This window comes from Roseibium sp. AWQ4_290, assembly GCF_056160985.1.
In genome coordinates this window covers 20,846-37,626 of record NZ_JBSWYG010000009.1, presented here as the reverse complement: position 1 = coordinate 37,626, position 16,781 = coordinate 20,846, and the positions used below count along the sequence as shown (strand labels likewise).

Sequence of the window (16,781 nt, the reverse complement as noted above, 5' to 3'; positions counted from 1 at the left end):
TGCCGTTGGGTCAGTGGGCTGTGGACACAAACCGGCCAGTCCGGATGCGGGGGCGCGCGCCGGGCGGCCGGGAGGAGCCAGAAATGTATGATCTGATCAGGACTTCGTCTCTCTCGGCCTGCCGGGTCTTTGGTCTTGCGGCAGGTCTTGCGCTTGCCGTGACCGTTCTGTCGGGCCTTGCCCTGCCGGACCGGGCCCAGGCGGACGGGTTTTATATGGGCGGCGGCGGCATAACCTTCGGTTTCGGCACGGGCGGCTATCGCAGCGGTGTCTTTTATGGCGCGCGCGGCTTCACCGGGCCACCCTTCCTGCCATATGGGCCGCCCTATTACTATCATCCGTATGACCGGCGGGCCTATCCTTACCGGTCCAGGGTCTACGTTGCGCCCCGCCGGTACGTGGCCCCACGCTATATTGCGCCGCGCCGTTATGTTGCTCCGCGCGCCTATGTGGGGCAGCCGCAGCGCGTGCCCTACACCAAGACCGGCCTGGCCCCGTTCACGCCCCAATGGGCAGCCTATTGCGCCCGGAAGTACAAATCTTTCAACCCCAATACGGGCACCTATCTGGCTTACAGTGGAAAATATCGTTTTTGCCGCTAATTGTGTAATTCTATTTCGCGGCGCTGCCGGTCTTTATGCGGCGGGATCATTAAATACGGGATAATTTTCCTGATTTAGGCTGAAGTGTGTAAAAATATCACCTTTCTTCGACAAAAATAGGAACATGCCCTAAGGGCAAGGTTGATTGCGCGCATGGAGCGTGGAATTCTGTTTTTCTATCGTTTCCGTAGCTCCAAAGATAATCCAAGAGGGGAGAGCGAGAATGTTGAAGTCGATGCGTGTAACGGCGCTTGCGGCAGCCTTGATGGCGGCCACCTCACTGACTGCCTTTGCCGAGGTAGTGTATCATCGCGGCAATACGGCTGATCCGGAAACGCTGGATCAGCACATTACGTCTACAGTTTATGAAGCACATATCCTGCGCGATCTCTATGAAGGCCTGGTGGCCTATAGTGCTGACGGCAAGATCATCCCGGGTGTTGCCAGCGAATGGACTGTGTCGGACGACGGCACGGCCTATACGTTCAAACTGCGTGATGATGCCAAATGGTCGAATGGTGATCCGGTTGTCGCGGGAGATTTTGTCTATTCCCTGAAACGGATCATGACGCCGGAAACCGGCGCGAAATATGCAACTGTGCTCTATCCGATCAAAAACGCGGAAAAGATCAACAAGGGCGGAGCAGACCCGGACACGCTGGGCGTCAAGGCCCTTGATGACCAGACGCTCGAAATCACCCTGGAAGCGGCAACGCCCTATTTTGTCGATCTCCTGGCCCACCAGACCGGCTTGCCGGTGCATCCAGCCACGGTTGAAGCTTATGGCAAGGATTTCGTCAAACCGGAGCATATTGTTACCAATGGCGCGTTCACCTTGGCAGAGTTCATCCCGAACGCTCACGTGAAAGCCACCAAGAACCCCTATTTTCATGATGCGGACAATGTGAAGATCGACACGGTCTTTTTCTATCCGACGGAAGACCGGGGCGCGGCCCTGCGCCGGTTCCAGGCCGGTGAGCTGGACACCAACGATGATGCGCCGACCGAGCAGGTCGCCTTCATGCGCGAGGAACTGGGCGACAAGTTCCGCGTCGCGCCTTATCTCGGTACCTATTATTACGCGCTGAACCATGAGGATGAAGCGCTGTCCAATCCGGATGTGCGTCAGGCGCTGTCCATGTCCATAGACCGGGAATTCCTGGCAGACGAGATCTGGGGCTCCACCATGGTGGCCGGCTATTCCTTTGTGCCGCCCGGCATCGGCAATTACGGCGAGCCCGCCTATGCGGATTACAAGGACATGTCCCAGATCGACCGGGAGGACAAGGCGCTTGAACTTCTGGAAAAGGCCGGCTATGGCCCGGACAATCCGCTGAAACTGACGATCAACTACAACACGTCCGAAAATCACAAGAACACGGCTGTTGCCATTGCCGACATGTGGGCCCCGCTGGGGGTCGAAATCTCGATGATCAACACGGACACCAAGACCCACTACGCCATGCTGCGCGACCGCGGGGATTTCGACATCGCCCGGGCCGGCTGGATCGGTGATTATTCCGATCCGCAGAACTTCCTGTTCATGGTAGAAAGCGACAATACCGGCTTCAACTATGCCCGGTATGAAAATCCCGAATATGACGCGCTGATGGATGAGGCTGCCCAGACCATCGATCTGGAAAAGCGCGCTGCCGTGCTGAAACAGGCCGAAGAGCTGTTCATGCGCGATCTGCCTTTCATTCCGCTCATGTATTACGGGTCCATGAACCTGGTGTCGGACAAGGTCTCCGGATTTGAGGACAATCTTCTCAACGTCCATCCGAGCCGCTGGATGAGCATTTCCGAATAAGAGCACCGGAACCGGCAGGACCCTCCTGCCGGTATCTCTCAAGGTGGCCAGCAAAAGACCGCCGGAAGGATGACAGGGGACCTCCATGCACCGATATGTGCTCGGCCGATTGCTTGGCGCAATCCCGACCCTCTTTTTGATTGTCACACTCTCGTTTTTTCTGATCCGGATCGCGCCCGGCGGGCCGTTCGATCTGGAACGGCCGCTTGAGGCCAAGGTGATGGAGAACCTGAACAGGATCTATCACCTCGACGAGCCGCTCTGGAACCAGTATCTGCTATACCTGCACAGCATTTCCCGGCTGGATTTCGGGCCGAGTTTCTATTTCCGCGATTTCACCATCAACGAGTTGTTTGCCGCGAGTCTGCCGATCTCCATCCAGCTCGGCCTGTCCGCACTGTGCCTTGCCCTGGTAGTGGGCGGGACCATGGGGGTGATTGCCGCACTCCGGCAGAACCAGGCGACCGACTATACGGTGATGGCGGCCGCGACGCTCGGTGTCACCATTCCCAATTTCGTCGTTGCGCCGATCCTCACACTGGTGCTGGGGGTCTGGCTTGGCTGGCTGCCGGTCGGCGGCTGGAATGGCGGGGCCTTTGTCAATGTTATCCTGCCGGTGGTGACCCTGGCCCTGCCGCAGGTGGCTGTGGTGGCCCGGCTGACGCGGGGCTCGATGATCGAGGCCCTGCGCTCCAACCATGTGCGCACCGCCAGGGCTTATGGCCTGAGCTCCTATCTGGTCATCGTCGTGCATGCGCTGCGCGGCGCGATTCTGCCCGTTGTCTCCTATCTGGGCCCGGCGGCCGCAGCGCTTTTGACCGGGTCCGTGGTGGTGGAGACGATCTTCGGCATTCCGGGCATTGGCCGCTATTTCGTGCAAGGAGCGCTCAACCGCGACTATACGCTGGTGATGGGCACGGTTGTGGTGGTCGCCTGTTTTGTCATCCTGTTCAACCTCATCGTGGATCTTCTCTATGCGCTGCTTGATCCGCGTGTGCGCTACGACTGAGGGGAGGCAGGACATGACAGTGACTGCAACCGGCAATGGCGCACCCGGCAAGGGGCGGTCCCTTTGGGACGATGCCCGCGACCGTCTTCTGGCCAACCGGGCGGCGGTGGCCAGCATGGCGGTTCTCCTGGCGATCACCCTGATTTCGATCCTGGGGCCGGAGCTGTCGCCCCATGGCTTCAAGACCGTCTACCGGGACTATGTGAAAGTCCCGGCAAGCCTCTCGGCCTATCCCAAGCCCGATCAGGTTGAGCCGGGTTTCCGCGCGGCAGCCAAACGGGCGCGGGTCACGGTGGAAACCTATGCGCTGGAGGGCGGCAGCGTGGTGGCCAAGGTCACCTCCCGCCGCAAAATCGATCCGCGTACGGGCCGGTATTTTGACCGCAGCGACCTGTTCCACAATGCGCAGGTGAGTGATCTGTCCGAAGACGGAAAATCGGCAGTTGTGCGGGCTGAGATTGACTACAAGCATTTTTACTTCGGCACGGACGCCAATGGCCGGGACATGATGACCCGCACCTTCATTGCCGGGCGGGTGTCGCTGACCATCGGGCTGCTGGCAACGGTGGTGGCCATTTCCATCGGCGTGATTTATGGCGCGGCCTCCGGTTATCTCGGCGGGCGCATCGACCAGATGATGATGCGGGTGGTGGACATTCTCTATTCGCTGCCCTTCATCTTCTTTGTCATCATGCTGGTGGTGTTTTTCGGCCGCAACTTTGTGCTGATGTTCATTGCCGTCGGGGCGGTGGAGTGGCTTGATATGGCCCGGATCGTGCGCGGCCAGACCCTGACTATCAAGCGGCAGGAATATGTGCAGGCCGCCGAAGCCATGGGAGTTGGCGATGGCGGCATCTTGCGCCGGCACATCATTCCCAACACGCTCGGGCCAGTGGTTGTCTATATGACGCTGCTGGTGCCCAAGGTGATCTTGCTGGAGAGCTTCCTGTCCTTCCTGGGCCTTGGGGTTCAAGAGCCGATGACCAGCTGGGGCGTTCTGATTTCCGAAGGCGCACGCAACCTGCAAGGGGCGCCGTGGATGCTGATTTTCCCGTCCATTTTCCTGACATCGACCTTGTTCGCGCTGAACTTCATTGGCGACGGACTGCGCGATGCGCTGGATCCGAAAGACAGGTGAGGAGACGGGCATGACGCAGGACAACAGCCAGGACGTACTGTCCATCAACGGATTGAAAGTCACCTTTGACACGGCCACCGGCCCGGTGGAGGCCGTGCGCGGTGTTGATATCACCGTCAAGGCCGGTGAGACGGTCGCGATTGTGGGTGAAAGCGGCTCGGGCAAAAGCCAGACCATGATGGCGGCCATGGGGCTTCTGGCCACCAATGGCCGCACCGAAGGCAGCGTGGTCTATGAAGAGCGCAATCTTCTGGGCCTGCCGGTCCGGGAGCTGAACCGGGTGCGCGGCGCCAGGATCACCATGATCTTCCAGGAGCCGATGACGTCGCTCGATCCGCTTTACACCATTGGCCGCCAGCTGGCAGAGCCGATGGTTGTTCATGGCGGCCTGTCATGGAAAGCGGCCCAGGCCAAGGCGCTGGAGCTGCTCAAGCTGGTGAATATTCCTGAGCCGGAGCGCAAGATCAAAGCCTATCCGTATGAGATGTCCGGGGGGCAGCGCCAGCGTGTGATGATTGCCATGGCGCTGGCCAATGACCCCGATGTGCTCATTGCCGACGAGCCGACCACGGCGCTGGACGTAACCACCCAGGCCCAGATTCTGGATCTCCTGCGCGAGCTGCAGCAGCGGCTCGGCATGGCGGTAATTTTCATTACCCATGATCTGGGCATCGTGCGCCGGATTTCGGACCGGGTCTATGTGATGAAAACCGGTGAGGTGGTGGAGTGCGGCGACACGGGCAGGATCTTTGCTGCCCCTGAACATCCCTATACGCGCATGCTGCTGGATGCGGAGCCATCGGGCCGCAAACCTGCGGTGCCGGACGATGCCCCTGTGCTGATGGAAGCGCAAAAGGTCAACGTGGAATTCCAGCTGGATACGGGCTTTCTGCAGCCAAAGCACATCTTGCGGGCCGTTGACGATATCAGCTTCTCCCTGCGCAAGGGCCAGACGCTCGGCATTGTCGGGGAAAGCGGATCGGGCAAGTCGACCCTCGGCCGGGCGGTGTTGAACCTTCTGCCTGCCGGCGGCCGGGTCGTGTTTCAGGGACAGCAGATTTCGGGCCTGGACCGGGCGGCCATGCGCGGGCTGCGCAAGGACATGCAGCTGATTTTCCAGGACCCGTTCGGATCGCTCAGCCCGCGCCTGACCGTCGGGCAAATCATAGCGGAGGGCCTTCTGGTGCATGAACCGTCCCTGAGTGCCCGGGAGCGGGAGGCCCGCGCCTGCCTGGCCCTGGAAGAAGTGTCACTGGATCCGGTGATGCGCAACCGCTACCCGCACGAGTTTTCCGGCGGCCAGCGCCAGCGCATCGCGATTGCCCGGACCATGGTTTTGAAGCCGGAACTGGTGGTGCTGGACGAGCCCACGTCAGCCCTCGACCGTACGATCCAGAAGCAGGTGGTCGAGCTTCTGCGCGATCTGCAGAAGGCCCACGACCTCACCTATCTGTTCATTTCTCACGATCTGGCGGTGGTGCGGGCCCTCTCCGACACGGTCATGGTGATGCAGCGTGGCAAGGTGGTGGAGGCGGGAACGGCTGAACACATCTTCGAAGCCCCGCAGTCCGCCTATACGCGGGAACTGATCGGTGCGGCAATGCTGGCCAAAAGGCAGATGAGGGAGACCGGCTAAAGAGGATTCGGGCGTGCCGTGTTCATATGGATGCGAACCGGCTTGCCTTGTGCGCTGACATTTCTGAGTTCAGGCAGCGCAACACTCATCCGGTGAAAGATGATTTGACGGAGCGGAGAGGGGGATGTGGCGCAGTTGCATGAGCTTAGCTGCCGTCAGCCTTCGCCCATCAGTCCTTCCACGCTGGAGCCATAAAAATCCGGCGCGAGCTGAACAGCGCTGGACAGAATGTGGAAGCGCGTCATTTTCGCCAGCTTCTGACCGTCTTTCTCCTCCAGGGCGCAGATCATTTGCGCATGGGTGACCCGGTTCTTGCTGCTCCAGGTCGAGTCGGAAATCGGATTGGGCAGCAGCACCCGCTGGAGCATCATCGAGGTGCGCACGAGGATCGGCTCCAGGGCGGGCATGTCCGCCAGTCTGAAAATCTGAAGATGAAAATGCCGGTCGATTTCCGCACAGGCAAACAGGTCCCGGCCTTCACGGGCTTCCTGGAAATGGGTGTCCAGATCTCGCAAGGTTTCCGCCATGCAAGGGGTCATGTTGCGGGCCGCCTCCGCCGCCCCGGCGGTTTCAATGTCAATCCGCATGCGCAGCAACAGAAGGGCCTCATTGAGACTGGGGTCGGTGACATAGGTGCCCTGATAGCCCCGCCTGACCACAAGGCCGCCTTCCTGAAGCAGCATCAACGCTTCGCGGATCGTGCTTTGCGAACAGCCATATTCTGCGGCCAGGGCCTGTTCGGTCATCGGGCATTCAGGGGTCAGCTCACCGGTGATGATCTTCCGTTTCAGGTCCTGAAAAACGGCCGCGGATTTGCGCGGGCGCTTGTCGCCAGCCTGACCGTTGGTCTGGGCCGTTTCAGCGGCAGCAAAACTTAACGTCACGTCCTTCCCCCGTCCCAGACATCGAAGTGGCCTTGCGCTCAATACCCCAACGCAAGGTTCCGTCCGCATACGGAGCCCGAATGAAGCGCAAGGGTTCCGAATTCTCCGACAGCACCGGGAAAACGGTCAATGGGGCACGCCTATCCTTTGCAGCTGCCTTCCGGTCTTTTGCATCTCATCCACGTCAATTTGAGGTCTGCCGGAGCTGGCCTGCCAATCAACACTCGTGAGATGCAGCGCCGGGATTGGTAATTTAGCGACTGCCAATTTAACTTATCAGACTATAGTCTAGTCTATCTGCTTGAATTTCAATCGCGAAATTGACAGATCTGGTCACAAAATTGCGAGTAGTCAGAAAAAAGACGCGCATTTCTGCCGGATCTGGCTCAATTTTGATCTTAGGCGGCAGCCTTTTTGAGCGCCGAAAGCCAGTTTTGATGCGCCAGTTTGCGCATCGCCGCTTCCGAGAAGCCACGGCTCTCCAGCACTTCGAACAGACGGTAAAGGCCAGTGACATCGCCCAGATCCTTAGGCACAAGGCAGCCGTCAAAGTCCGAGCCGAGGGCCACCCGGTCTTCTCCTATGCGGTCGGCGAGATAGGCGGCATGATCGGCAATGACCTCCAAAGGCGTGTCCCGGTTATGGGTGCCATCCGGGCGCAGGAAGGCCACATGAAAATTGATGCCGACCAGACCGTCGCTCTCCTTGATGGCATCAAGCTGCTTGTCGGTCAGGTTGCGGCTGTTGGCGCACAGCGCATGGGCATTGGAATGGCTGGCGACAATCGGCCGTTCGGTAATCCGGGCCAGATCCCAGAACCCTCTTTCGTTCAGATGCGAGACGTCCAGAAGCACACCCAGCTTGTTGCAGGCCCGCACCAGATCGCGTCCGGCCCCGGTCAGGCCCGCGCCGGTATCGGGGGAGGCCGGATAGGCCATGGGCACGCCTTCGGCAAAGGCGTTGGGACGGCTCCAAACCAGCCCGAGGGAGCGCAGGCCGCGCTTGTAGAACTCCTCAAGGGCATAGAAATTGGCATCGATGGCTTCCGCGCCCTCAATGTGAAGGCTGACGGCCAGCTTGCCCGCCTCCACAGCCTGTGTGTTTTCCTCCGGTGTGCGGCAGATGCAGACATCGCCGCCGGCCTCGGCTTCGATCTGCTCGGCGCGCTCCAGAAGGCGCAAGGTGAAGGCGTGGGCCGCGTCCTGGGGCACCTCCTGAAAATTGGCCGGATCACGGGGATCGAACGGCTTTGCGAAGTCCTGTTCGGGATTGGAGGGCACAAACATGGCAAAAAGCCCCCCGGAAAACCCGGCTTCCTTAGAGCGCTCCAGATCGATATGGCCGTTGTCAGAGCGGTCGAAGAAGGAGCGCGGCTCCCCTTTCAAGGCACTGGTTTCAAGCTTCAGCAGCGTGTCGTTATGACCATCAAAGACAGGGAAGGGGCAGGTGGCAGGAGCGGTAGGCATAAAGGGTCCTTGGCAAAACGGGGAAGAGATGGGCCGATGCAGACCGGTCCGTCTCTATTTAAACACTGTCACGGAGAATGTAAGGCGGCTTTTGCGAATGTGACTTGCAACACCTGAAAAGCTGACGCAAGAAGAGGTCCAGTTTTTTGGAGGTTCCATGACGCATGATGTGCCGCACCGGATCAAGGTGAACCCGGAGGAGGCTGCCCCGGTCTCCAGGCGTGTGCTTCTGGCAGGGGGGGTGTTTCTGGTTGGAAGTGCCCTGGCCGGATGCCAGACCGTGGTCGGATTGCCGGATCAGGCAGACCTGCCGGATGAAACCTTTGATTATGCGTCGGCCTATGCCGCCTTGCCGGACGGGGATTTCACCTGGCCTGCGATCAACTACAAGACCTTTGACCGCACATATTGGCGCCAGGTGGTGGATTACAAGACACGGGAACGGCCAGGCACGATCATTGTCGATCCCTATAACAACTTCCTGTATTGGACGCTGGGCAACAAAAAGGCCCTGCGTTATGGGATTGGTGTTGGCCGGGCGGGATTTGCGTGGTCCGGCGAGGCGTTGATCCGGGTGAAACGGGAACACCCGATCTGGCGCCCTCCACGGGAAATGATTGCCCGCAAACCGTCCCTGGAGCGCTATTGGGAAAAGGGCTATCCGCCCGGGCTCAAAAACCCGCTCGGGGCCAGGGCCATGGATCTGTGGCAAGGTTCGAGGGACACATTATTCCGCATCCACGGCACCAACAAACCGTCCTCCATCGGCAAAAGCGTGTCCTCGGGCTGCATCCGCATGTGGCAGCAGGACGTGATTGACCTGTTCAACCGGGTGCCCTTGCGCACCAAGGTTGTGGTGCTCAGCGAGGACCCTGACGGGGAAGCCTGAGACACCGGCAGCTGCGGCGGGCCAGCGCTGGTTGATATATGGTGTCAGATCATCGCAACATCATGCAGCACGGCGCCAAAGTGGCAAATGGCGGCCGCCAGCACAAAGCCGTGCCAGATCGCATTCTGGAACGGCAACTGTTTCCAGGCGTAAAACACGGTGCCCACCGTGTAGAGCAGGCCGCCGCCCAGGATCATGAAAAAGCCGAAAGGGGAGGCTCGTTCGATCAGCGGGCCTGCGGCAAAGACAACCACCCAGCCGAGCCCCAGATAGATGGGCACCGTCAGCCGGTCCAGGCCGGTCAGGTGGAATAACTTCACAACGGCGCCCGAGACCGCGCCGGTCCAGACCACGGCCAGCAGAATTCCACCGGTCCAGCCGCCGATGATCACTCCGGCCAGCGGCGTATAGGTTCCGGCGATCATCAGGAAAATGGCCGCGTGGTCCAGCCGCCGCAAAATACCCGAGCGCTGGTCCCGTGCGAGCATGTTGTAGAGCGCGGAGCAGATCAACATGGCCATCAAGCAGGCCGCATAAATCATGACGGTCACCTGCCGGGCCGGATCGTCCGCATGCCAAAGACTGACAGCGAGGATGATGCAGGCGGTCAGGCCAAGACAGATCCCGGTCACATGCACGGCACCATCGGCGATCAGTTCGGCAAGCGTCTGCGGGCGGAGATCAGCCATATGTTTGCTCCCGGTCTGGCATGGGCGTTCCGTTCAAGGGCGAAAGATGCATAGGCGCCAGCTGCGGCGGTCATGAGGCCCGCCGGGCTGTGTCACGCTGCTTTTGCCCGGCTGGGGATCTGGCCAGACGTGCGACATCGTCCGATGTCCCCTGAGTGCGGTCAAATAGGTCATCATCAATCGCGCTTGCTACGAGCCCATTCGGCAAATTGCTTCCCGCCCAGCATAGGTCACCTTCCTGAGTGCCGCTCAGACCTTTTTGCGGCAGCCCTTCAAGACTGCGTGAGCCGTTGATGAGCTGTCTCACAGGTTAAACTCTGTCTCTGGCATCTAGAATTTTCGTGCCCCTCTTGCCTGTCGAGGGCGACGCTGCAGCAGTGTCTAACAGGTTTTGCGGGCGCCCTTTCAGGATGTAGCGCATTCGGGCATTCGTCGAGGAAGGCGAGAGGCTGAAGATACTTTTAGACGAAATATCAATCACTTGGACGGATAAATTAAATTTACCTAAAGTTTGTAGATTGATTATTTGTATGTTGGTGTATAGTTTTGTCATTTGAAAAAAAATATCAAAAAAATTGAATTAAATCTGATGAATTCAGTATCTTGACATGTCGTTTGTGAATTTTTAACGATATCGCGCCGCACGAACCTAACGTGCGTTTTGTTTTGAAATGGGGTTTTTATTCATGTCCTACTTTACCAAAATAACCAAGGCGGGTGTCATTGCTATTGGCGCTCTTGGCTGGGCTGGTGCTGCTCAAGCCGCTGGCTCGGTCGCGTGGCTGAGCCCGGCTGACGGGAGTGCCTATCCGGTTGGAACATTGGTGTCGCCGACAGGGCAAGCCAATGCGTCCGGGTCCGTCGGAGGTGGCTTGGATCTTGTGATCGTTATGGATTCGTCCGGATCCATGGGGATCAGCGTTCCAATTCTTGGTAGTCCGACGCGCCGCGAAGTGCAGCAGCAGGCCGCTCTGGGCCTGGTCGGGAGCCTTCCGACTGGAACGGCGGTTAGCATTGTCGAATTTGACAATAACGCCAACGTGGTCCAGCCGCTCACAACCCTTCCAGGCGGCACCGCTGCTGTGGAGGCGGCCATCAACAGTGTCGATGCGTCAGGCACAACGGATATCCGTGATGGGATCGTCGCTGCTGACAATCAGCTGGACGCCAACGGCCGGAGTGGCACCTCCAAGCAGATTCTTGTGATCTCGGATGGGGGGTCATCGGTTTCTGCTGCTGAAACAGCTGCCGCAAATGCGCTGGCAGATGGGTATACCGTGAACACCGTCAGCTTCCCGGGCAGCTCTACAAGTACCATGGAAGCCATCGCAAATGCCGGCGGGGGCACATTCGTGAACTTCTCTGACAATCCGCAGGACATTATTGATGTCTTCAGCGGTTCCGTCGGCGGTGTTCTTGTCGGTGTTTCCGATGTGCAGATCACTGATCCGGACGGAAACACGTTTGCTGCTGTGGTGGATGCCCTTGGCAACTTTACCATCCCCGGCTTCAACCTCAAGGCGGGTGCGAACACCTGGACTGCCCTGGCAACCTTTACTGATAGCTCAACGGCCACGGCGTCTTTGACGCTTTACGGAACGGCTGGCGGCGGCACGACGCCGGTTCCGCTTCCAGCGTCCGGTCTGCTCCTGATTGCCGCAGTCGGTGGCCTGGGGGCTGCGCGCTTCCGCCGTAAAAAGAACTGAAGCCGGGCGCTCTGTCTTATGAGGCAGACGCGAGGTTCAAACATTCGGCTCGGGGACACCCCCGAGCCGTCTTTTTAGAGAATAATCCAGGTTTTTGATGATGTTTTACAGCGTTTCCAGCGCTCGGTGGGCCACCATTCCGGCTCTGCTGATTTGCCTGTCTTTTCTTTCCAGCCCTCTCAAAGCGGCTGTTGTTTTGTCTCCGGAGGCGAACTGGTCGCCGAAACTTGGCGGCCCGGGTGACGGAGGGGGGCGCAGTTTGGAGGCCCCGGCCGCAAGCAGGCTTTTGCGCCAGCAAGCTCATATCGGCGCATTGGAAGGTTTCAGGGCCGGGGAAGGGCCGTTGGCCGCTGCGCTTGCAGCCATCAGATACGCACTCGACGGAGAGCTGCTGAAGGCGGAAAGCGCGCTTCTGGCTTCAGGACGCACAGATTTGCCCAATCAGGAAAGGGCCATCGCACAAGCGCTGATCTACAGGGAGCGCCAGCAGCTGTCCGAGGCGGCCGGCCTAGTGGACAGTGTGCTGAACAAGGATCCGGATCACGCCTATGCCCAGAACTTGAGGGGGACGATAACGTACCGGATGAACGGGGCCGAAGCCGCCTTGCCCTATTTTACGGCCGCTGCCGAGGCTGGTCCGAAAGGAGCAACTTATTGGTCGAACCTGGCGGCGGTTTTGATCGAGACCGGGCAAAGGCAAGCGGGGCACAAGGCGCTGGCCCATGCGGTTGATCTGGCGCCGCCAGCCTGTCCGACCCTCCTGGCCCTTGCGTCCATTGAAAGTGGTGAAGGCAATCCAGCGTCCGCCGCAGAGCGCTACAAGGCTTGTCTGCAGCGTGAACCGGAAAACGAAGAAGCGGCAACGGGCCTTGTTGATGCGCTTCTGGAGACCGGCCGGATTGAGGAAGCAAGGCAGGCTGTAGACAGGCACCGGACCGTGCTCAAAGACGCAGATCTGCTGTCGGTCGAAATCGGGCTCCGGGAAGGAGACCTGGCCCGGGTACAAAGAGAAATTGGCCTTGTGGCCAATCAGGACAGCTTGAAGGTGCAACGGGCAAAAGCACGTCTGAACCTCGCTCTTGGTGAAAGTCATCTTGCGGAAGGGGCTCTTCAACGGGCCTTGGAGCTTAATCCGGCTGACCCTGTTGCCAGAGTGGGCGCTTACGCGCTGGCACTTTCCCAAGGCAGGCAGGCTGCCGGCCCGGCCTCCGGCGGGAAATTTAAAAACGTGGATGCTCTCTATCAGGGTTTATCGCTACTGGCGGCAGGAGCGCCGGACCCGGAGGCCGTGCGGAAGGCTTTTGCGCAGGGCGAGGGGGCCTTGAACCGGTTCCGGAGTGTTGGACTGACAGACAAGGACCTGTCCGAAGACATACCACCGCAAGCCGCACGGGCGCTGGCCATCCCGCTTTTCCTGCAAATGACCTCTACCCGTGGGCGCATCGCGGAGATGTTGGATGACCTGTCGAAAGACCACTCTTCTTCAGCAGTGATTAGCTTTTTACAGGCGGAGGCGCTTTTGTCCGAGGCGAAAGATGTTCCGGGAGCCTTGAACGCGCTGGACAATGGGCTCTCCCGCAACGAGCGCTTTCTGGCGGCGCATTTGCTTCGCGCGGATATCGCTTTGCAGCAGGGGGACTTCAAGGCGGCCTTGAAATCCTATGGTACGGCGGCTGGTATTCTGCCTGAACCGCAAACTCTGCTGCGGACCGGCGTTCTGGCAGAACAGATCGGCGAGCTGGATACGGCCGAAGCCGCATTGCGGCACTTCGCGCAGATTGATCCGAAGAACTATATTGCCCTGAATCAGCTGGCCTGGTTTCTGGTCAGCCGCCGCGGTGATGCAGCGGCTTTGACGGAAGGCAGGAAGCTGGCGGCAGCGGCTTTGGAATTGAAACCCGGCAACGCCGCCATTCTGGATACGCTTGGGTGGGCCGCCTATAAGCGCGGGGATCTGGAGGAAGCTCTGGATCTGTTGAAGCAGGCGGTGGCTGCGGCTCAGGGGCGATCGCCGGAAATCGTCCTGCATTTTGTAGAAGTCTCTTTGCAGGCCGGGCAGGGGGACCAGGCCCGCGCGGCGCTGCGCCCGCTTTATGCCGAAAAGGACACAAGTCCCTTGAAAGAGCAGATCGCTGCTCTGGCTGAAAAAGCAGAGATTGAGAGCGCAAATTGAAATGACCGTTCCGGGCCTCGCCCGGCTCACTCCGTTCCGAAGGCGAGGGTGGACAGAGCCCGGTCGGAGCGGCCGCTCCAGGCGACCAATGCGGCGGCAAGCCGGGCGGCCGGGCTGTCGTCTGGATCGGACGCCCTGCGCACGCACCACCAGTCCAGATAAATGCCCTCATCGCTGATGGGGCGGGCCACCAGCGTGCCGTCGGCCAGTTCCGGTTCGATGGCCCATTGGCTGAACAGGGCAACGCCGAAACTGGCCCTGACGAGGTCGATTACCGCTTCCGGTGTGGGCATGGCGGTGAGGCGGCGGAACGGGACCGTGGGGTTGCCCAAAAGCGTGGTCCATTCAAAGCCGGGTTCGGCGGCCAGCGGATAGACGAAAAAGCGCTCATCGCCCATGTTGACGCTGTTGACCACCGCCTCCCCGGCCAGCGGATGGGTTTTGGCCATCACGGCAACAATGGGGTCTGACCCCAGCTTCACGGATTTGAAGCGGGACAGAACCGGCTGCCGCCCGAAGACCAGGGACAGATCCACCGAACCGTCACTCAAGGAGGCCAGAGGGCGGGCCGTTGCACTGCCCGACAGGTCTACGGCGAGCTGCGGGGCTTTGTTTTCCAGATAGCTTAGGAACGCGGGCAGCCAATGATAGCGGCTGTAGGTGGCCTGGCCCAGCCGGACCAGCTGGCGTTTGTTCTGGGCGCTGGCTTCCAGGTCCTGCTCAAGGCGGGCCAGTTCGGAGATGAACCGCTCCCCCAATGTCTTGAGCCGCTCTCCTTCCGGTGTCAGCTGTAGGCCGGTTTCCGCCTTCAACACCAGGGGCACTCCAAGACGTCGTTCCGCCTCCCGCAGCCGGTGGGATGCCGCCGACTGGCTGATGCCGAGCCGGGTGGCGGACAGGGTCATGCTTCCGGTCTCCTGAAGGGCGCAGAGAAGTGTCAGGTGGTGGAGGGCGAGTTTCGGGATCATGAGCTGTATGAAAACATTTCATGCAAAGAATGAAAACTAGGAATTTTATTTCTGAAATCAGGGGCTGTAGTTTCAGGGGCATGTCCAGACGTTCCTTCCTTCCTTTCGTCTCCACACCTGCCGCAGCCACGCTCACGATTGTTGTGACTGCGGTCTGTTTTGGCCTGGCGCCTGTTTTTGTGCGGGAGCTTCAGGGCTATGGAACCGGTCCGGCTACAATTGCGCTCTACCGCTATGGCTTGTCGGTGATTGTCCTGCTGCCGTTTCTGCCCATTGAAAAACACAAACGCGGCAGGGCGCTGCTGTTTGCCGGGGCCGGGGCCGCTGTTGGTCTCAGCCTGATCGGGTATCTGGAAGCCATCAAGGCAGCTCCGCTGGCGGCCGTTGGGGTGGTATATATGTCCTACCCGGCCTTCGCAGCCCTGTTCGCCTGGGTCCTGTTGCGTCAGGCTCCGGGCGCGCGCAGTCTGGCAGCCATTGCGCTGGTGCTCGGGGCCGCTCTCCTTTTGCTCGACCCGTCGGTGCTGGCGCATGAGGTCTTTTCCGCCCTGATCTGGGCCATCCCGGCGCCGGTTGCCTTCGGATTTCTGATTGTTCTTCTGACAGGTCTGTCCGGTGGCCTGTCCTCCTTGGAGCGCACGGTCAGCACCCTTGCCGGATCCGTCATCGGGCTGTTGCCGCTCGCCCTCAAAGAGGGGGGCGGATCGATCGTGCCAGCATCTCTCGACCTGCTTTGGGTGATTGGCCTGATGGGTCTGGTCACGGCTCTGATCCCGCAGGTGCTTTATACGGTCTCATGCCAGAAAATCGGCCCTATGCGTACGGCGGCGGCGGGCAGTTTTGAGCTGCCGACCATGTTTCTGGTGGGATGGTTTGTCTTTGGGGAAGCCTTCGGACGGGTGGAGCTGCTTTGTGCGCTGATGGTGGTCACCGCGATCCTGGTCGCTCCGGCGCTTAAACCGCCGGCGGACCTGGACCGCCGCAGCGGTAGACAAGCCGTTCCTGCTGAATAAACAGTCATTTTCCAAAAACGATCTGGATATCAGGGTTGATCCTTTCTATGTCCAAACCGCCCGGGTGGACGGCCTCCCGGGAGAGCTTTGGAGATACTTTATGACAGCCCGTACCCCGGACCATCCGGTGAAAGAACTTTTTGTCGACCGCTGGTCACCCCGTGCCTTTGACGGGTCGGATATGCCGGAAGCCGACCTTAGGACCATCTTGGAAGCCGCCCGCTGGGCGCCCTCCGCGTTCAATATCCAGCCCTGGCGCTTTGTCTATGCCCGCCGCAGCGACGCAGCCTGGGAAACGCTGGTGAACCTGCTCAATCCGTTCAATCTGGACTGGGCTCAGCATGCGTCCGCGCTGGTCTATCTCTTTTCCGATACCGAAGTGGACGGCACCGACGGCAAACCCAACCGGCCAAGCAGCTATCATTCTTTCGATGCGGGGGCAGCCTGGGCCAATGCGGCGCTTCAGGCGACCGAACTCGGCTATCACACCCATGGTATGGCCGGTATTCTGAAAGACGAAATTCATGACCGCCTTGGCGTACCGGCCCGGTTCAAGGCGGAAATCGCCTTTGCCATCGGAATTCGCGGAGAGGCCAGCCGCTTGCCGGAAAGCCTGCAGGAGCGTGAAGCCCCGAGCGGCCGCATGCCCCTGGACGAGATCGCCTTTCCGGGCAGCTGGCGCTGATACGAGACCTGGCCAGCCGGGGCGGAGGCTTTGGCTGGCCGCGTTCTGAAGGGCCCGTCCAAGGCGCAGGCTGTGTCAATCTGCGCAGGGCGGGGCTTGGTGAAAGCGGGTAG

The 16,781-nt window shown here is 59.9% G+C and carries 14 protein-coding genes; 10 read left to right on the top strand and 4 right to left on the bottom strand.

The annotated features are described in order from the left end of the window. The first annotated feature begins 83 nt into the window (after positions 1 to 83). The 5 genes from ACXAH0_RS10695 to ACXAH0_RS10675 all read left to right on the top strand — a co-directional run bounded on the left by ACXAH0_RS10695 (position 84) and on the right by ACXAH0_RS10675 (position 6,195). Positions 84 to 602: a BA14K family protein gene (locus ACXAH0_RS10695; protein WP_475191059.1), complete on the top strand. Its 519-nt coding sequence runs from the start codon at positions 84 to 86 to the stop codon at positions 600 to 602. 223 nt (positions 603 to 825) lie between these two features. Then, positions 826 to 2,412 carry a peptide ABC transporter substrate-binding protein gene (locus ACXAH0_RS10690; protein ID WP_475191055.1) on the top strand — a complete coding sequence of 529 codons (1,587 nt, stop codon included), beginning with the start codon at positions 826 to 828 and terminating at the stop codon, positions 2,410 to 2,412. A gap of 85 nt (positions 2,413 to 2,497) precedes the next feature. Next, positions 2,498 to 3,421, top strand: coding sequence for an oligopeptide ABC transporter permease OppB (oppB, locus tag ACXAH0_RS10685; RefSeq protein WP_475182899.1), 924 nt, complete (start codon positions 2,498 to 2,500; stop codon positions 3,419 to 3,421). Positions 3,422 to 3,434: 13 nt separating this feature from the next. Further along, on the top strand, positions 3,435 to 4,559 hold the full coding sequence (locus ACXAH0_RS10680) for an ABC transporter permease subunit (protein ID WP_475182894.1): 1,125 nt from the start codon (positions 3,435 to 3,437) through the stop codon (positions 4,557 to 4,559). Positions 4,560 to 4,569: 10 nt separating this feature from the next. After that, positions 4,570 to 6,195 (top strand): ABC transporter ATP-binding protein, encoded by a 1,626-nt coding sequence (locus ACXAH0_RS10675; RefSeq protein ID WP_475182893.1) that lies wholly within the window; start codon positions 4,570 to 4,572, stop codon positions 6,193 to 6,195. A 155-nt stretch (positions 6,196 to 6,350) separates the two neighbouring features. On the opposite strand, the gene ACXAH0_RS10670 is transcribed toward ACXAH0_RS10675, so the two are convergent. Both ACXAH0_RS10670 and ACXAH0_RS10665 read right to left on the bottom strand, forming a co-directional pair. Next, positions 6,351 to 7,079 carry a GntR family transcriptional regulator gene (locus tag ACXAH0_RS10670; RefSeq protein WP_475182888.1) on the bottom strand — a complete coding sequence of 243 codons (729 nt, stop codon included), beginning with the start codon at positions 7,077 to 7,079 and terminating at the stop codon, positions 6,351 to 6,353. A 398-nt stretch (positions 7,080 to 7,477) separates the two neighbouring features. After that, the gene (locus tag ACXAH0_RS10665) at positions 7,478 to 8,545 is read right to left on the bottom strand and encodes a dipeptidase (protein ID WP_475182885.1); all 1,068 of its coding nucleotides are present in this window, start codon (positions 8,543 to 8,545) and stop codon (positions 7,478 to 7,480) included. 157 nt (positions 8,546 to 8,702) lie between these two features. Here ACXAH0_RS10665 and ACXAH0_RS10660 point away from each other — a divergent pair, with 157 nt between their 5' ends. Beyond that, positions 8,703 to 9,434 carry a L,D-transpeptidase gene (locus ACXAH0_RS10660; RefSeq protein ID WP_475191050.1) on the top strand — a complete coding sequence of 244 codons (732 nt, stop codon included), beginning with the start codon at positions 8,703 to 8,705 and terminating at the stop codon, positions 9,432 to 9,434. A gap of 44 nt (positions 9,435 to 9,478) precedes the next feature. Here the strand turns inward: ACXAH0_RS10660 and trhA are convergent, their stop codons facing one another. Continuing rightward, positions 9,479 to 10,123, bottom strand: coding sequence for a PAQR family membrane homeostasis protein TrhA (trhA, locus tag ACXAH0_RS10655; protein ID WP_475182874.1), 645 nt, complete (start codon positions 10,121 to 10,123; stop codon positions 9,479 to 9,481). A gap of 686 nt (positions 10,124 to 10,809) precedes the next feature. On the opposite strand from trhA, the gene ACXAH0_RS10650 reads away from it, so the two are divergent. Both ACXAH0_RS10650 and ACXAH0_RS10645 read left to right on the top strand, forming a co-directional pair. Then, positions 10,810 to 11,829, top strand: a complete 1,020-nt coding sequence (locus tag ACXAH0_RS10650) for a VWA domain-containing protein (RefSeq protein WP_475191048.1) — start codon at positions 10,810 to 10,812, stop codon at positions 11,827 to 11,829. A gap of 343 nt (positions 11,830 to 12,172) precedes the next feature. After that, positions 12,173 to 14,002, top strand: coding sequence for a tetratricopeptide repeat protein (locus tag ACXAH0_RS10645; protein WP_475191043.1), 1,830 nt, complete (start codon positions 12,173 to 12,175; stop codon positions 14,000 to 14,002). A 26-nt stretch (positions 14,003 to 14,028) separates the two neighbouring features. Here the strand turns inward: ACXAH0_RS10645 and ACXAH0_RS10640 are convergent, their stop codons facing one another. Continuing rightward, a complete protein-coding gene (locus tag ACXAH0_RS10640; protein WP_475182865.1) occupies positions 14,029 to 14,970 on the bottom strand; it encodes a LysR family transcriptional regulator in 942 nt (313 codons plus the stop codon). 80 nt (positions 14,971 to 15,050) lie between these two features. Here ACXAH0_RS10640 and ACXAH0_RS10635 point away from each other — a divergent pair, with 80 nt between their 5' ends. Both ACXAH0_RS10635 and ACXAH0_RS10630 read left to right on the top strand, forming a co-directional pair. After that, the gene (locus tag ACXAH0_RS10635; protein ID WP_475182862.1) at positions 15,051 to 15,983 is read left to right on the top strand and encodes a DMT family transporter; all 933 of its coding nucleotides are present in this window, start codon (positions 15,051 to 15,053) and stop codon (positions 15,981 to 15,983) included. A gap of 100 nt (positions 15,984 to 16,083) precedes the next feature. Then, positions 16,084 to 16,668, top strand: a complete 585-nt coding sequence (locus ACXAH0_RS10630; protein ID WP_475182859.1) for a nitroreductase family protein — start codon at positions 16,084 to 16,086, stop codon at positions 16,666 to 16,668. The last annotated feature ends 113 nt before the right edge of the window (positions 16,669 to 16,781 follow it).

Excerpts from the sequence above, each read along its gene's own strand:
- ACXAH0_RS10650 (WP_475191048.1), top strand. The coding sequence starts at position 10,810 with ATGTCCTACTTTACCAAAATAACCAAGGCGGGTGTCATTGCTATTGGC.
- ACXAH0_RS10665 (WP_475182885.1), bottom strand. The coding sequence starts at position 8,545 with ATGCCTACCGCTCCTGCCACCTGCCCCTTCCCTGTCTTTGATGGTCAT.
- oppB (WP_475182899.1), top strand. The coding sequence starts at position 2,498 with ATGCACCGATATGTGCTCGGCCGATTGCTTGGCGCAATCCCGACCCTC.
- trhA (WP_475182874.1), bottom strand. The coding sequence starts at position 10,123 with ATGGCTGATCTCCGCCCGCAGACGCTTGCCGAACTGATCGCCGATGGT.
- ACXAH0_RS10640 (WP_475182865.1), bottom strand. The coding sequence starts at position 14,970 with ATGATCCCGAAACTCGCCCTCCACCACCTGACACTTCTCTGCGCCCTT.
- ACXAH0_RS10690 (WP_475191055.1), top strand. The coding sequence starts at position 826 with ATGTTGAAGTCGATGCGTGTAACGGCGCTTGCGGCAGCCTTGATGGCG.
- ACXAH0_RS10675 (WP_475182893.1), top strand. The coding sequence starts at position 4,570 with ATGACGCAGGACAACAGCCAGGACGTACTGTCCATCAACGGATTGAAA.
- ACXAH0_RS10680 (WP_475182894.1), top strand. The coding sequence starts at position 3,435 with ATGACAGTGACTGCAACCGGCAATGGCGCACCCGGCAAGGGGCGGTCC.
- ACXAH0_RS10695 (WP_475191059.1), top strand. The coding sequence starts at position 84 with ATGTATGATCTGATCAGGACTTCGTCTCTCTCGGCCTGCCGGGTCTTT.
- ACXAH0_RS10660 (WP_475191050.1), top strand. The coding sequence starts at position 8,703 with ATGACGCATGATGTGCCGCACCGGATCAAGGTGAACCCGGAGGAGGCT.
- ACXAH0_RS10630 (WP_475182859.1), top strand. The coding sequence starts at position 16,084 with ATGACAGCCCGTACCCCGGACCATCCGGTGAAAGAACTTTTTGTCGAC.
- ACXAH0_RS10635 (WP_475182862.1), top strand. The coding sequence starts at position 15,051 with ATGTCCAGACGTTCCTTCCTTCCTTTCGTCTCCACACCTGCCGCAGCC.